Genomic DNA, 15619 nt, shown 5'->3' with positions numbered 1-15619 from the left:
TTCAGTTACGCATCCGCCGCGGATTTATATCCTCGCCGCGCGGCGGATGTCTCGACCCAGACGGCGGCGGTACTCGAACTGCGACGGCGAACTGAGAGACGCGTTCCCGAGGCGACCGGTCCTTATATCTACGTACGGAGATATCGTAGTCGTATGAACCAACGTCCACGAGTCGGCGGGCGGTTACGGGCCGTCGCGGAGTCGTCGCCGGTCGGGAAGCGGAGGCGGAGTCAGCGATGACCGGGACCGACTCCGCCCGCCCGCTGGACGGCGTCCGAGTCCTCGACTGCACCCAGATGCTCTCGGGACCGTTCGCGACCCAGTTGCTCGCGGACCTCGGGGCCGAAGTCGTCAAAGTCGAGCGCCCGGACGTCGGCGACATCACGAGGGCCGTGGGGCCGACGGTGGGCGACTCGGACGTTTCGAGTTACTTCGCGTCGCTCAACCGCGGCAAGCGCAGCGTCGAACTAGACCTCTCGACCCCGGCGGGCGCGGCGGCGTTCGAGCGCCTCGCCGCCGACGCCGACGTCGTCGTCGAGAACTACCGGCCCGGCACCATGGCGGAGTGGGGCCTCGGCTACGACGACCTCCGAGAGGTCAACGACGACCTCGTCTACTGCTCGATATCGGGCTTTCTGGAGGGTCCGAACCGCGACCTCGCCGCGTTCGACATGGTCGTGCAGGCGCTGAGCGGGAGCATGAGCGTGACGGGGCAGGCCGACGGTCCACCGGCACGCCCCGGAATTCCAATCGGCGACATCTGCGCGGGGATGTACGCCGCGCTCTCGGTCGTGACCGCGCTGTCGGTGCGTGACCAACACGGCGGTCAGCGCGTCGAAGTCCCGATGTTCGAGGGACTCGTCTCGTGGCTGACCGAGCGCGCCGGTCGGACGCTGGCTACCGGCGACCCGTACCCGCGGATGGGGACCGCTCACCCCTCGCTCGCGCCGTACCGCGCGTTCGAGACGGCCGACGGGTGGTTCGCCGTCGCCGTGGGGAGCGAGGGGACGTGGGACGCGCTCTGCGACGCCATCGACCGCCCGGACCTCGCCGACGACCCGCGGTTCGAGACCAACGCCGACCGGGTCGCACACCGCGAGGAGTTGACAGCGGAACTCGAACCGCTGTTCGCCGAGCGGTCGGCCGAGGCGTGGTTCGACCTGTTCCGCGAGCGCGGCGTCCCCGGCGCACCGGTCCGGGACACCGCCGAGGTGTTCGAGGACCCCCAACTCCGCGAGAGCGACGTGACCGCCAACCTCTCGCTCGGCGGTATCGACATGCCGCTGGTCCAGTTCCCGGCACGCTTCTCCGGTCTCAGCACCGGGACCGACCGAGTACCGCCGCGACTCGGCGAACACACCCGCGAGGTCCTCGACGACGACGCGCTCGAAGCGGTCGAAAGCGACGGGGAGTGATGGCCCGCGGCGCGTCTCGGTAGACTCGCCGACGACGCTCGCCATCGCTGTGCGGTTTGCTATCACGGGGAAAGTTTCAGGACGGTGGCTTCCGACGTGGAGAGCATGGAAGTCGAAAGCGTCGAAGCGATTCCGCTGCGCAGAGACCTCGGTGAACGGTTCGCCAACGCCCAGAAGTGGATCGACAGCCGCGAGTACTGCCTCGTCCGGGTCGAGGCCGACGACGGGACGGTCGGGTGGGGCGAGTGCTGGGGACCGACCGCGGGCAACCGCGAACTCGTCGAGGAGTACGTCTCGCCGTGGCTCAGCGGCCGGGACCCCCGAAACGTCGAGCAGATTCACGACGACCTCGTGTACAGACTCCGGTCGTCGTACCACTCTTACGTCCCCGCCAGCGTCGTCAGCGGCGTGGACATCGCGCTGTGGGACCTCTACGGGAAGGCGGTCGGCCAACCCGTCTCCGCGCTCGTCGGCGGTCGCCGCCGCGACCGGGTGCGGGCGTACGCGACCGGCCACTTCTGGGGCGACGTCGAGGACTTCGAGACGCTCCGGGCCGACGTGGTCGAGGAGGCCGAGGGCCACGTCGCGGCCGGGTTCGACGCGCTCAAGAACAAGATCGGTCTCGCGCGCCACTTCGGGTGGGGTCCCGAGAAGGACGTGGAACTCGTCCGGGCCATCCGGGACGCGGTCGGCGACGACGTGCGCCTGATGACCGACGCCAACCACGCCTACGACGTCGCCGACGCCCGGCGCGTCGCCGAAGGACTGGCGGACCTCGACGTCCACTTCTTCGAGGAACCCGTCCCGCCGCGCAACGTCGAGAACTACGCCGCGATAAACGAAGAGGTGGAGGTCCCGCTCGCGGGCGGCGAATGCTGGGCGTTCCAGCACGAGTTCGACCGCGTCCTCGACGCGGGGGCGGTGGGGTACGTCCAACCGGACGTCACCAGCGCGGGCGGCATCACCTCGACCCGGCGCGTGGCGACGATGGCCGACGCCGCGAACGTCCAGTGTCTGCCCCACGTGTTCGGGAGCGCCGTCGCGCTGGCGGCCAGTCTCCAGATACTGGCGACGATTCCCGGCGACCCGATGCTGGAGTTCGACCGCACGCCGAATCCGATTCGGGAGGACCTCGCGGTCGAACCCATCACCAACGACGGGAACGCGGTGCCGATTCCGGACGCGCCCGGTCTCGGCGTCGAAATCGACCGTGACGTGCTGGCGGAGTTTCGGGCCGACGCGTAGCGCGGCAGTCGAGTACGGCGTTCACGAACCGGCACTGCGTTCACAGAACCGGCGCTCGGAGAGCGCGAGGCCCGGCCGACCCAATGCCGCATCCGACCGAGGTTTTTTACGGTATTTCTCCGATTGGTGGTGTATGGCATACGAGATAGCCACGATTCCAGGCGACGGTATCGGTCCGGAAGTCGTCGATGCGGCGCTCCCGCTGTTCGAGGACGCCGCCGACGCGGCGGGGTTCTCCTTCGAGACCGAACGCTTCGACTGGGGGAGCGAACGCTACGTCGAAGAGGGCGCGATGATGCCCGACGACGGTCTCGACAGACTGGAGTCCTCCGACTCGATTCTACTGGGGGCGGTCGGCCACCCCGAGGTACCCGACCACGTCACGCTCCACGGCCTGCTGTTGCCCATCCGGAAGGGGTTCGACCAAGGCATCTGTAAGCGCCCCTCGGTGCTGTTCGACGGCATCGAGAGTCCGCTCCGGGGCTACGAGGGCGGCGACATCGACTTCGTGGTGTACCGCGAGAACACCGAGGGCGAGTACGCCGACGTCGGCGGCCGCGAACACCTCGGGTTCGACAACGACGTGGCGGTCCAGAGCGGCGTGTTCACCCGCGACGCGACCGAGCGCATCGTCCGCGCCGCGTTCGACGCCGCGACCGAGCGCGAGGGGAAGGTGACCAGCATCACGAAGTCGAACGCGCAGGCCCACAGCATGGTGTTCTGGGACGACATCGTCGAAGAAATCGGCGACGAGTACCCCGGCGTCGAGGTGGAACGCCTGCTGGTTGACGCCGCGAGCATGGACTTCATCCGGCGGCCCGAGCAGTTCGACGTGGTGGTGGCCTCGAACCTCTTCGGCGACATCCTGACCGACATCGGGGCCATCGTCACCGGGAGCATGGGACTCGCGCCCTCCGCGAACATCAACCCGGAGGGCGAGTACCCCTCGATGTTCGAACCGGTCCACGGGAGCGCGCCCGACATCGTCGGACAGGGCGTCGCCAACCCGCTCGCGACCGTGCTCTCGGGGTCGATGCTCTTCGAACACCTCGGCGAGCAGGCCGCGGCCGACGCCGTGTGGGACGCGGTCACCGAGCAGGTGGCCGACCCCGACGCGCCGCGGACGCCCGACCTCGGCGGAGAGGCCGCGACCGAGGACGTGGTCGCCGACCTCCGGGACAGACTCTCGGTGTAGATGGTCCGAGTCGAGCACCGCGTCCTCGAACGATTCGCCCGCGACATCGTCGTCGGTCTCGGCGCTCCGGAGGCGACCGCCGAACGAGTCGCCGAGTCGCTGGTGGCGGCCGACCTCCGCGGGCACACCTCCCACGGCGTGCTCAGACTCCCGCTGTACGCCGAGATGGTGGCGGCAGATCGACTCGACCCGACGGCGACTCCGGCGGTCGAGCGCGAGGACGAGACGACCGGGACCGTGGACGGTCGGGACGCCTTCGGGCAGGTAGTGGGTCCCGAGGCGACGGCGCTCGCGACCGCGAAGTCGCTCGACCGCGGCGTCGCGGCCGTCGGCGTCCGAGACGCCACCCACCTCGGCCGAATCGGCGAGTGGGCCGAGCGCGCGACGGAGGAGGGGGTTGCGTTCGCCGCGTTCGTCAACGTGCAGGGCGGCGCGCAGACCGTCGCGCCGCCCGGGAGCGCCGACCGCAAACTGGCGACCAACCCGGTCGCGTTCGGGATGCCGACGTTCGGCGCGCTCGACTTCCCGCTCGTCCTCGATATCGCGACCAGTCAGGTCGCACACGGCAAGATACGCGAACTGGCCCACGCCAACGAACCGCTCCCGGACGACTGGACGGTCACGGCGTCGGGCGACCCCGAGACCGACGCGCGGGCGTTCGAGGACGGCGAGGGCGCGCTGCTCCCGCTCGGCGGCCGGACCGCGGGGTACAAGGGGTTCGGACTCGCGGTCGTCGCCGAGTTGTTCGCCGGTATCGCGGGCGACGCCGCAGTGGCCGGTCAGCGGAGCCACGAGTGGGCCGACAACGCGGCGCTGTTCGTCGCCCTCGACCCGACGCGGTTCACCTCCGAAGCGGGCGTCCGCGACCGGGTGGCGGCGCTGGCCGACCACCTCCGGTCGGCCGACTACTCGCCGTCGGTTCCGGCGGGCGCTGGCGCAGCGGGAGACGACGCCCTCCTGCCCGGCGAGGCCGAGTATCGGACCGCGGCCGAGCGCCGCGAGGCGGGGATTCCGCTCCCGGACAGGGTCGCCGACTCGCTCCGCGAACTCGCCGTCTCGCGGGGCCTCGCAGACCGCGTCCCCGACGCCTTCGCGGAGTGAGACGGCGGGCGCTCAGTCGGTCGTCCGGTCGTTCTCGCCGTCCGCGTCGCTCCCGGGTTCCGCAGCGCTGGACAATCCGCCGCCGGTTCCTCCACCCGTTCCGGCGACGGATTCGTCGTCGGTCGGTCCGTCGCGGTCCGAATCCGAACCGTGAGTGTGTTCGTCCGGGGTGGCCGGGAGGAACAGGTAGAGTACCGACGCGACCGCCGTGACCCCCGCGAGGACGAGGAACGCCTCGTCGAACCAGCCCCACTCGGCGAGGACGCCGACGAACAGCGACCCCGACGCGCCGACCGCGAGGTAGAACGTCCGGAAGAGGCCGTAGCCCGCGCCCTGAATCTCCTCGGGGAGCAGCGCGGCGACGAAGCCGTTGCCGACCGGCCCGATGCCGAGTCGGGTCCCGAGGAGCGCGAGCAGCACCGCCAGCGCGGCGGTCCCGCCGACGAAGGGGAGCGCGGCGAGCGTGAACACGCCGAATCCGGCCACCGCCGCCAGCACGGTGCGCTCGCCGTACCGGTCGGCGGCGTTCCCGGCGACCCACTGGGAGGCGGCCCCGCTCGCGTAGAACAGTCCGTACAGCGCCGACGCCGTCCCCTGAGTCAGCCCCTTGACGTCGATGAGGTAGGTCGGCAGGAACGCGGTGATGCCCTGATAGGCGAACAGTATCAGCGTCATCGCCACCCACGCCAGCGCCACGTCGCGGTCGGTCACGCCGCGGAGCAGTCGCACGGCGGTCTGACGGCTGAACCGCTCGGCCGCGCGGACCTGCCCGCTCGGACGCGGCGGGACGTACACCCAGAGGCCGACCGCGACCAGCGCGAGCGGAATCACGACGAACCCGAAGCCGAGACGCCAGTGGACCCACACCGCCAGCGCCCCCGCGACCAGCGGAAGCGCCGCCGCTCCGAGGTTGCCGACCGCGAAGGTGACCCCGAGCGCCGTCCCGTCGCGGTCGGGGTAGATGCGCGACAGCACCGTGACTCGCGGCGGCGCGTAGAGGCCCGACCCGAGACCGAACAGTACGCTGCCGAGGACGAACACCGCGAACGTGGGAGCGAACGTCAGCGCGGCGGCCCCGGCGGCGGTGACGACCGCGCTCGCGGCCAGCGTCGTCCGCTCGCCGATTCGGTCCACCATCATGCCCGCCGGGAACTGGGTCACCGCGTAGGCGGCCCACATGACCGACACGAGCAGCCCCGCGGTCGCGTTGTCGATGTCGAACGCGGTCTTGACCTGCGGGAGGAGCGCCGGGAGGACGACGCGGATACCCAGCACCAGCAACCACCCGACCGCCACGACGGTCAGGATGCGCCCGCGACCGTCTCCGCGGAGGGTGTCCACGCCGCTCCTGAACCGCGCGGCGGTTCGGCCGACGACGTCGCGTACCATCGCGGGTTACGGGGCCGCGGTCGCGGCCCGACGGACGGCATCGGTCAGGTCGGCGACGCTGCGGTCCTCGAACTCGCGCACGACGCCGACGAGTTCCCGTCGCGCGTCCTCGCCGACGCCCGACGACCGCGCCAGCGACTCGAACTTCTCGGTCACGCCGTCCCACCCTAGCGGTCTCTCGGGTTCGCCGAGCGCGGTCTCCACGAACCGCTCGCGGGTCCCGCCGTCGGTTTCGACGACGACCCGCGCGGCCCACTGGTCGGGGAACAGCGACTGGACCGTCTCAGTGGACACGACTTCGGTCGCGTCCATCAGTCCGCGGAGGGCCGGGTCGTCGAGTCGCGTCTGGGCGTCGAGGAACGCCTCCAGTCCCGCCTCGCCGGTCGAGAGCGCGAGCGCCGACGAGAACGGCATGCTGAACTGGCAGTCCACGAAGTTCGACGGTCGGCGCTTGCGCTCGATGGGGTCGCCGGTCAGTCGCACGCCCGGTTCGGGGAGGTCCACGACCACCGAGTTCACTGTGCTCGGGTGGACCTGCTCCCCGATTTCCGTGAGCGCGTCAATAGCCGCGTGCATGTACCGACAGCACGGATACGGCTTCAACGCGGTCTCCATCACGGCGTGTCCGTCGCCCAGTCTGTCGAAGGCTTCGGGGTTCGGGTCGCCGGTGTACCCGTTGAGGAAGCCGTACTCGCCCTCGATGGCCTCGTCCGCGCCGCGGAACCCGGCCGCGGCGAGCGAGACGGCAGTGACGCCGCGTCTGGCGGCGAGTCCCGGGTGGAGGCGCTTGTTCCACGCGCCGTTCGAGAGGAACTGGAGCGACCCGGCGGCCTGACTCCCGCCGACGCCGAGGGCCGCCTCGAACTCGTCCGCCGAGAGACCGGCCACCACGCCAGCGGCGGCGATAGCGCCGAACGTCCCGCAGGTCGCCGTGCCGTGGAACCCGCGGTCGTAGTGGGCGTCGGGGTTGACCGCGCGGCCGAGGACGCAGGCCACGTCGAACCCGGCCGAGACGCCCGCGAGGAGCCGTTCGGTGGTCGCCCCCTCGCGCTCGGCGACCGCGAGCGCGGCCGGAATCACCGGCGCGCCCGGGTGGAGCGACGACTCGCGGTGGGTGTCGTCGAAGTCGAGGCTGTGGGCGAGCGCCCCGTTGACCGCGGCGGCCCGGTCGGGCGCCCGTCGCTCGCCCGTCCCGATGGCTGTCGCCTCGCCGCCCTCGCCGCCGCCGAGTCCGGCGAGAATCGAGGGCGTAGACTCGGCGTGTTCGCGCGCGCCGAGCGTGACCCCGAGGTAGTCGAGCAAGTGCCGCTTGAGTTTCTCTCGAACGTCTGTGGGGAGGGATGCGAAACTCGTCTCGGCGCAGTGCGCCGCTACCTTGGCGGTCGCGTCAATCGATGGCATACCGAATGCGATGCGATTGGGAGGAATAAACGTGGGGGTCGCGTTACCTCTCGCCGCGGATGACGCTCGACGGCGTGTCGAAGGTGAAGTGGTACTTGCCCAGACCGACGCAGACGAGCGCGATAGCGCTGAACGGGAGCGCGACGAACGTCAGCGCGCCCGCGATGGCCGACAGCATCACCCACATCCACCGAATTCGTCTGCGGCCCCACCGGACGCCGAGGGCTTGGAACAGCGTCACGCCGGTGAACTGCACGGCGAGCAGCACGACTTTGTACGGTTCGAAGCCGTAGAACCGCCTCTGTGTGACGGAGTACCACAGGAACACCGTCCCGACGAACGTGATGAGCGTCGCGGTGAACAGCGACCCCGAACCGAGCGTGACGACCCACTCCGGCACCCGAGCGAGGAGTCGGTCGTCCTCCTCCGGGACGTGCTGGTCGGACGGGTCCTCGACTGCCTCTTGGTCGGTCGCTTCCTCACCGGCGACGGTTCCGTCGGTCCCGGCCGCTTCGGCGGTGGTCCCGTCCCTGTATCGCTCCGGCGTGGTGTTCTCGTCGGTCATGCTGTGAACCCTCTCATTCGCCCGGAATCGCGCCGACGCTCCTGAGCGTCTCGATGTCCTCGTCGGTGTACCCCAACTCACGGAGGAGCGGTTCGGTGTCCTCGCCCAGCAGCGGCGGTGCCTCCTCGAACCCGGACGCCGCGTTCTCGAAGTTCAGCGGGTGTTCGACGACCGGAATCTCCCCGGCGGCGGGATGGTCGGCCGTCGAGAGGACGTTCCGGGCCTCCACCTGCTCGTTGTGGAGGGCCTCGTCCACGTTGTACACCGGCCCGACGGGGAGTCCCCGCTCGTCCGCGAGGAGTTCGACCCACTCGTCGGTGGGTCGCTGCCGGAAGGTCTCGGAGAGTTCGACCTCCAGTTCGTCCATGTTCTCGACCCTGTCGGCGTTGGACGCGAACCGAGGGTCGTCGAGCAGGTCGGGCCGGTCGATGGCCTCGCACAGTTCGGTCCAGAGCTTCTGGTTCGCCGACGCGACGCTGAGGTGACCGTCGGCGGTGGGGTACACCTGATACGGCGCGAGTACCGGGTCCTTGGTCCCCATGCGCTCGGGTTTCTCGCCCGCGAACGTCTTCCCGGCCTGCTTGGTCAACCACGGGAGCGCGGCGTCCAGCATCCCGAGTTCGACGCGCTCGCCCTCGCCGGTCGATTCCCGGCGGTACAGCGCCCCCATGATTCCGAACGCGGCCCACATCCCGGTGATGAGGTCGGTCTGGGGGAGTCCGACCTTCACCGGGCCGCCGCCCTCGGGTCCCGTCACGTCCATGATACCGCTCATCCCCTGCACGAGCAGGTCGTAACCGGGCCGGTCGCTCCACGGTCCGGAGTCGCCGAACGCGGAGATCGAGCAGTAGACGAGTCGGTCGTTGCGCGCGCGCAAGTCGTCGTAACCGACGCCGAGTCGCTCGGCGGTCCCCGGTCGGTAGTTCTCGATGAACACGTCTGCCTCCGAGACCAAGTCGTAGAGCACCTCCAACCCCTCGTCGGTCTTCAGGTTCAGTTCGACGCTCTTCTTGTCGTAGTTGACCGTCCAGAAGTAGGGCGATTCCCCGCGCTCGGCGGCCGTCTTTCCCGGCCCATCGTACCCGTCCACGTCCACGAAGGGCGGCCCGGAGTGGCGGTTGTCGTCGCCAGCCTCCGGGCGTTCGATCTTGATGACCTCCGCCCCCTGATTCGCGAGCATCAACGAGGCGAACCCGCCGGTCACGAACGTCGAGAGGTCGAGAACGCGAACGCCGTCGAGTATCCCCGACTTCCCGCTGGCCGTGTCATCGGTTGACTTTGACATGGGTGACGAAAGACCGACCGGTCAGATAAGATTTTGCATCGAATGGGTCGGTTATATAAGAAAGGTGATTATTGACCATGCAAGAGTTTATATAACTATGTGCTATGAGTTAGCCTGTATGGGGCAGACTAACCAGGCCCACGACCGCGACGGTGGTTCCGAGTGGATCACGGAGCACGCGCTGACGGCGGCACTCATCGTGTACGTCGTACTGAGCATCCCCGTGTACCTCTGGCTGGAAGGGCCAGTCGGAATCGCCGGAACGGTCGATGCCTCGCTGGTCGTTGCGGGGCTCATCCTCGGGAGTATCCTGTTCGTGCCCGTAATCAAATCGGTACTCACCAGCAAGTTCTGTGCGAGCAGGGTTCACACCGGCGTAAAATAGGATCTCAGAACGATGTACAGACTACCCAAATCGAACCGCATTACGACGATTACCGAAAACGAACTGTTCAACCATGGCTGACGCAAAACTCGACAACGTCCGAAAGACGTTCAATGACGGACAGGTCGTCGCCGTCGACGACATCGACTTACACATCGAGGAGGGGGAGTTCCTGGTCCTCGTCGGACCGTCCGGGTGCGGCAAATCGACGACGCTTCGATGCATCGCCGGTCTGGAGGTACCGGACTCGGGAACCATCACGTTCGGCGGTCACGACGTGACGGAACTGCCGCCGAAGGACCGCGCCATCTCGATGGTGTTCCAGAACTACGCGCTCTACCCGTCGATGACGGTGTACGAGAACATGGCCTTCGGCCTGAAGATGCGGGGCGCGGACAAAGAGAAGATCGACGAACAGGTCCGCTGGGCCGCCGGCATCATGGAGATCAGCGACCTGCTCGACCGATACCCGAATCAACTGTCCGGCGGGCAGCAACAGCGTGTTGCGCTGGGGCGGGCCATCGTCCGCGACCCCGCGCTGTTCCTGCTCGACGAACCGCTCAGTAACCTCGACGCGAAACTCCGCGCGGTGATGCGGACCGAGATTCAGGAACTCCAGCAGGAACTCGACGTGGCGTCCGTGTTCGTCACCCACGACCAGGAGGAGGCGATGAGCATGGGCGACCGCATCGCGGTGATGAACGCCGGTCGCATCGAGCAGATCGCACCGCCGGAGGAGATTTACCACGACCCCAACAGCCTGTTCGTCGCCGACTTCATCGGAAGCCCGTCCATCAACTTCTTCGAGATGACCTTTGACGGGTCGTCGGTCACCGGCGACGAGTTCGGCGTGGACCTGCCGGAGGCCGTCGCCGAAGAACTCCGAGACGGTCTCTCCGGCGAGGACGTGGTCGTCGGCATCCGACCCGGGAACATCAACGTTACCGACGCCGGGACGGGTCTCGTGGATATCGAGGTCGAGGTCGTGGAACCGATGGGCGACACGAAGATACTCTACTTCGACCTGGACGGCCAACGGGTGAACGCAGTCGTGGCGTCGACCGACCGAGTCCAGGAGGGCGACACGGTCGGACTCGAAGTAGAGTGGCCGAACGTCCACTTCTTCCGCCCGGACGGTCCCAAGGTCATCAAGTGGATGCACGCCACCGAAGGAACCGTGCCCGGCGTCCCCGGCCAACCCGACGACGAGGTCCGGGCGGACGGGTCGCCGTCGGGCGCACGCGAGGAGGGGAACTGAGCGATGTCGACGGTCTCCGAAGATATCGCGCAACGTGACCGTTCGTTCAGGGACCGACTCCTCGAGGAGTACGGGGGCCTGCAGGGCATCCTGTTCCTGCTGCCGACCCTCGTGCTCCTCACGGGCATCGTCTTCTACCCGATGGTCGTCAACGGGATTCTGTTGAGCTTCAAACAGTTCACGCTCAACCCCGACGCGGTGGACCCATGGGTCGGTCTGGAGAACTACGAGTACTGGCTGTTCGGTCAGGGACAGAGCCTGTTCCTGTTCAGCCTCAAGATGACGCTGCTGTACGAACTGGTCGTGGTTCCGTTCGACCTCGTGGTCGCGCTCGCGGCCGCGCTGGTCATGAATGAGAGCCTCCCGGCCCGCCCGTTCTGGCGCGGTCTGATGCTCGCGGGGTACGCTAGCCCCGCGATCGCCGCCGGACTGGTGTGGGGGACGATGGAGCAGGCGGCCACCTACGGTCTCGTCTACAACACGCTCAACATCTTCTTCGACATTCCGGCGTCCGGGGGCATCACCTCGAACACCCCGTGGGCGTTCTGGGGCGTCGTCATCGCCAAGGTGTGGCGCGACTTCGGGTTCATGTACGTCGTGTTCCTGGCGGGCGTCCAGTCGATACCGACGGAGTTGTACGAGATAGCGAAGGTCGACGGTGCCGGTCCTGTCCAGCGGTTCAGGTACATCACCCTGCCTCACCTACGGACCGTCATCGTCACCGTCGTGATGATTCGGACGGTGTTCACGGTCGGTAAGGTGGCCATTCCGTGGGCAGTCACGAAGGGCGGTCCCGTCAACTACACGACGTTCCTCGGAGTCGCCATCTTCAAGTCGGCGTTCCTCAACTGGAGCATGGGTCAGGCCGCGGCGCTGGGCATGCTGTTCGCGGTCGGAATCATCCCGCTCATCCTCATCTGGGTGCGCACCGAAACGGAGGACTACTAATGAGTACAGATACCGACAGACGATTCGAGTTCGAGACGGACCAATCAGGGTGGAGCTGGGAGACGCACTACAAGCCGGTGCTGAAGTACGTCTCACTGGCCGTCCTGATGGTGTGGATGCTGCTACCGGTGTACTACACCTTCGCCAACTCGCTGAAGACGCCGGAGATGATCTTCACCCAACCGCTGGGCATCCCGTTCGTCACGTTCGACCCGGTGGCGTTCAGCGGCCGGAACGCGTGGCGGACGATGTGGGACGCGTTCCCCTTCGTCGAGTACACGCTGGCGACGTTCATCGTCAGCGTCGGCACCGCCGGACTCGCGACGGTCGCCGCGGTGTTCGCGGCCTACTCGTTCGCGCGACTCGACTACCCGTTCAAGAACTCGCTGTTCGTGCTGAGCGTCGCCGGGTTCATGTTCCCCATCGTGCTGCTGGCCATCCCCATCTTCGTGCTGATGCAGCAGCTCGGACTGCTGAACACCTACGTCGGCATGATACTGGCGTTCACGGCGTTCACCCTGCCGTACAACATCTGGCTGTTGCGGGGATTCTTCGAGGATCTCCCGGACAACTTGGAGGAGTCGGCCCGCGTGGACGGGTGTACGCAGATCGGCGCGTTCTTCCGGGTCATCCTGCCACTGTCGCGCCCGGCGCTGGCGTCGGTGTTCCTGCTGGCGTTCCTGCTGGCGTGGCACAACTACCTGATGGCGTTCATCATCGGGCAGGACGCGCTCCACACCACGCTCGCGCCCGCGCTGCTCGAACTGAAGGGGACGTTCTTCGTCCGGAACTTCCACTACATCATGGCCGGGACGTTCCTCTCGATGATCGTCCCCATCACGATGTACATGTACCTGCAGAAGTACCTGGTCGAAGGCCTCTCGTCGGGCGGCGGCGTCAAGGGCTAACGTCGCTTCGACTTCGGCGACTTCGTTTCCGCTGTTCGTCTTTGCCCCAGTAGCCGACCGTCTCGTTCTCGTCTGGGTCAATCCGGAATGGGTAGGTATCCGTCCGCCGCTACGTGTCGGACGCTACGTCGTCGGCCGTGTCGATTCTGCACCGACTGCCAGTCGGTCCGGAGTCCATACTGAAATTCAGTCGGCCTCGAACTCACGTTGGTCGGACCGTCTCGGCGGCCCCTGTTCGAGCGGACTCGGCCGCCGAGCGAACTGACTCCCGTTCCCGGAGGACCCGAGTGACGCCGCTGTCTGGGCTACGTCGAACGCGACTGCCGCCCACCCAACTGACCCGATTGGGTGCAGAACGCGACCACGGGACCTCTCGGTTCTCCTGTAGTGGTAAGGACGAGTCGTCTGGCGACCACCGACAGCACTCCAGAATCGGCGTCGAGGCTCGACGCGTTGAGCGGTCGTCGCTTCTCGAATCGAAGTCTCGAAAAAGAGCGTCGTTCAGTTCTCGCCCACGTCCACCGTCCACTCTTGGGTCTGGTCGACCTTCTCGGTCTGCCACTCTTCGAGTTTGTTCCCCAGCACCGACAGCAGGTACCCCAGCGCGAGGACGATTATCGCGAGGATGAACAGGCCGCTGTTGGCGTTCGGTTCGTCTGCGAGCGCGAACTCCCTAATGAGTATCTGGCCCGAGTGGCGCCAATCGAAGTACAGTCCGAGGAGGAACAGGCCCCCTGCGAGCGCGTACACGACGTTGGCAACCAGCGTGAGGTAGTCTGCCTTGCTCCGAGTGCCGACACCTGACCGTACGGTCTGCCCTGACATACGGTGACATACACGCAAACGACTCATAAACGTTGCGCCGCCGACCGTCCGCCGAGTACAGGCATCGAATCGTAGGAAGATGTAGCGAGAGCCGGGAAAAATACTGCAAAACTTTATGATAGATGCTACCGACCAACAGTGTGGTGGGGAGTTACCAAATGGCACAGAAGCAAGACGTTGCCGATAAGGCAACTGACAGTAGCACAGTACAGAGACGAGACTTCCTGAAAGCCGCCGGGGCGGGCGCGGTGGCGACCGGGCTTCCGGGCTACGTGGGGTTCCAAGGCAACGTGACGCTCGAAGTCTGGTTGTCGTACTACACCGAGGGGGAGACCAAGAAGCAGTACACCGACGAACTCATCAAGCAGTACCAGAACGAAACTGGCACGCAAATCAACGTCACTGGCGTGCCGTACACGGACGTGGTGACGAAGTTCCGGTCGGCGCGGGCCGCCGGTAACGTTCCGCACCTCGTCGAGGTGATGACGCGGCCGGGCATCCTCGCGGGCGGTGCGGGCATGGTCGTCAACGACCTCTGGCAGAGTTCCACGCTCGCCGACAAGACCTCGGACAAGATTATGCAAGGCCACCGGGTGTGGGGGTCCCAGTCCACGGGCGAAGAGGGCAACCTCGTGACGTTCCCGCTCGGGTTCCGGCCGTACCTGACGGCGTGGCGGACCGACTGGCTCGAACAGGCGGGCATCGACCCGAGCGAAGTCAACCACGAGGCCGGGAGCCTCCACTGGGACGACGACATGCCGGGCATCTACGACAAGTTGAAGCAGACCGAACTCGGCCAGCAACAGGGGGCGTTCCCGGACACGACCGGGATGAAGCAGAGCGACGAGGAGTACATGTCGCTGTACATCCCCCAGCACGGCGGGTCGAAGTCCGGCGTCGTCAACATCACCGGCGACGAGGCCACCATCGACTCCGACGCGGCCAAGCAGGCCATCAAGATGCAGTTCGACTACATCGACCAGGGCTACTTCCACGAGAACTCCATCAACCACGGCGACGAGGAGTCCACGACGCTCCACTGGTCGGGCCAAATCGCGGTCAACCACATTCAGGACTCGACGGACCTCTGGGGCGACTACCTCGAAGAACAACCCCAAGCGATGAAGAACGGGGCCTACACGTGGGGCCTGCCGATGAACGCGGGTACCAAGTCGGCGCTGGCGTGGCTGCCGTCGCTCGGCTTCATCGCTGACGGGTTCGACAACCAGCAGCAACAGGACGCCGCGGTCAACTTCATCGAGTGGTGGGTCGGCGACAGCGACCGCGCGGTCCAGAACGCGAAGAACCTCGGATTCGTGCCGGTGTCTCCCGACCAGATTCAGAAGGAGGACTTCTTCGGCCAGTCGGAGATGCACACGGAGTTCTGGCGCGGCGCGGCGATGAAGACGCTCAACCAGTTCGAACCGGCGGTCATCCCGGCGGTGCCCGGTGCGAACGCCATCACCTACGACATCCCGCGCAGTATGCACCAGCGCATCTCGCAGATGCTCGGACGGGGGACGGGACTGGACGAAGCCGTCAATCAGGCGACGGCGCAGGCCGCGGACGCGATCAACCAACGACTCCAGCAGAGCCAGTAGCGGCTCTCCCGGTCTCGTTTTTCTTCAGTTCGACTCGGTAATCAGCGGTTAGGCCACCGTCCGTCGGGACGCTCCCGAGTGGCGTCCGTTTCAATGTG

14 protein-coding genes are annotated in these 15619 nt (G+C 67.0%); 9 read left to right on the top strand and 5 right to left on the bottom strand.

What is annotated here, in order from left to right; genetic code table 11:
- Positions 1–236 precede the first annotated feature (236 nt).
- The 4 genes from NGM06_RS21610 to NGM06_RS21595 all read left to right on the top strand — a co-directional run bounded on the left by NGM06_RS21610 (position 237) and on the right by NGM06_RS21595 (position 4956).
- The gene (locus tag NGM06_RS21610; protein WP_254270468.1) at positions 237–1415 is read left to right on the top strand and encodes a CaiB/BaiF CoA transferase family protein; all 1179 of its coding nucleotides are present in this window, start codon (positions 237–239) and stop codon (positions 1413–1415) included.
- Between the two features lie 105 nt (positions 1416–1520).
- Complete coding sequence (locus NGM06_RS21605) at positions 1521–2660, top strand: mandelate racemase/muconate lactonizing enzyme family protein (RefSeq protein WP_254270467.1); 1140 nt, start codon at positions 1521–1523, stop codon at positions 2658–2660.
- 133 nt (positions 2661–2793) lie between these two features.
- Positions 2794–3855 carry an isocitrate/isopropylmalate dehydrogenase family protein gene (locus NGM06_RS21600; protein ID WP_254270466.1) on the top strand — a complete coding sequence of 354 codons (1062 nt, stop codon included), beginning with the start codon at positions 2794–2796 and terminating at the stop codon, positions 3853–3855.
- A complete protein-coding gene (locus NGM06_RS21595) occupies positions 3856–4956 on the top strand; it encodes an Ldh family oxidoreductase (protein WP_254270465.1) in 1101 nt (366 codons plus the stop codon).
- 12 nt (positions 4957–4968) lie between these two features.
- Here the strand turns inward: NGM06_RS21595 and NGM06_RS21590 are convergent, their stop codons facing one another.
- Genes NGM06_RS21590 through NGM06_RS21575 form a run of 4 tightly spaced genes read right to left on the bottom strand, consistent with a single transcriptional unit; the run spans position 4969 to position 9596 of the window.
- Positions 4969–6345 (bottom strand): MFS transporter, encoded by a 1377-nt coding sequence (locus NGM06_RS21590; RefSeq protein WP_254270464.1) that lies wholly within the window; start codon positions 6343–6345, stop codon positions 4969–4971.
- A 6-nt stretch (positions 6346–6351) separates the two neighbouring features.
- Positions 6352–7746, bottom strand: coding sequence for an MmgE/PrpD family protein (locus NGM06_RS21585; RefSeq protein WP_254270463.1), 1395 nt, complete (start codon positions 7744–7746; stop codon positions 6352–6354).
- A 43-nt stretch (positions 7747–7789) separates the two neighbouring features.
- Entirely contained in the window at positions 7790–8311 is a 522-nt protein-coding gene (locus NGM06_RS21580; protein WP_254270462.1) for an MFS transporter, read from the bottom strand.
- A gap of 13 nt (positions 8312–8324) precedes the next feature.
- Positions 8325–9596: a CaiB/BaiF CoA transferase family protein gene (locus NGM06_RS21575; protein ID WP_254270461.1), complete on the bottom strand. Its 1272-nt coding sequence runs from the start codon at positions 9594–9596 to the stop codon at positions 8325–8327.
- A gap of 118 nt (positions 9597–9714) precedes the next feature.
- Here NGM06_RS21575 and NGM06_RS21570 point away from each other — a divergent pair, with 118 nt between their 5' ends.
- From NGM06_RS21570 to NGM06_RS21555, 4 genes are all read left to right on the top strand, one after another.
- Positions 9715–9981: a hypothetical protein gene (locus tag NGM06_RS21570; protein ID WP_254270460.1), complete on the top strand. Its 267-nt coding sequence runs from the start codon at positions 9715–9717 to the stop codon at positions 9979–9981.
- A 73-nt stretch (positions 9982–10054) separates the two neighbouring features.
- Entirely contained in the window at positions 10055–11239 is a 1185-nt protein-coding gene (locus NGM06_RS21565) for an ABC transporter ATP-binding protein (protein ID WP_254270459.1), read from the top strand.
- Between the two features lie 3 nt (positions 11240–11242).
- Positions 11243–12187: a carbohydrate ABC transporter permease gene (locus tag NGM06_RS21560; protein WP_254270458.1), complete on the top strand. Its 945-nt coding sequence runs from the start codon at positions 11243–11245 to the stop codon at positions 12185–12187.
- On the top strand, positions 12187–13095 hold the full coding sequence (locus NGM06_RS21555) for a carbohydrate ABC transporter permease (protein WP_254270457.1): 909 nt from the start codon (positions 12187–12189) through the stop codon (positions 13093–13095). The genes NGM06_RS21560 and NGM06_RS21555 overlap by 1 nt, the downstream gene beginning before the upstream one ends.
- A gap of 501 nt (positions 13096–13596) precedes the next feature.
- Here NGM06_RS21555 and NGM06_RS21550 read toward each other — a convergent pair.
- Positions 13597–13920 (bottom strand): hypothetical protein, encoded by a 324-nt coding sequence (locus NGM06_RS21550; protein WP_254270456.1) that lies wholly within the window; start codon positions 13918–13920, stop codon positions 13597–13599.
- A gap of 158 nt (positions 13921–14078) precedes the next feature.
- On the opposite strand from NGM06_RS21550, the gene NGM06_RS21545 reads away from it, so the two are divergent.
- Positions 14079–15521, top strand: a complete 1443-nt coding sequence (locus NGM06_RS21545) for an ABC transporter substrate-binding protein (protein WP_254270455.1) — start codon at positions 14079–14081, stop codon at positions 15519–15521.
- The last annotated feature ends 98 nt before the right edge of the window (positions 15522–15619 follow it).

The sequence above is a fragment of the Halorussus aquaticus genome (assembly GCF_024218795.1).
GTDB classification, from domain to species: domain Archaea; phylum Halobacteriota; class Halobacteria; order Halobacteriales; family Haladaptataceae; genus Halorussus; species Halorussus aquaticus.
The sequence above is the reverse complement of the archived record's forward strand: the minus strand, read 5'-3'. Positions and strand labels throughout refer to the sequence as shown.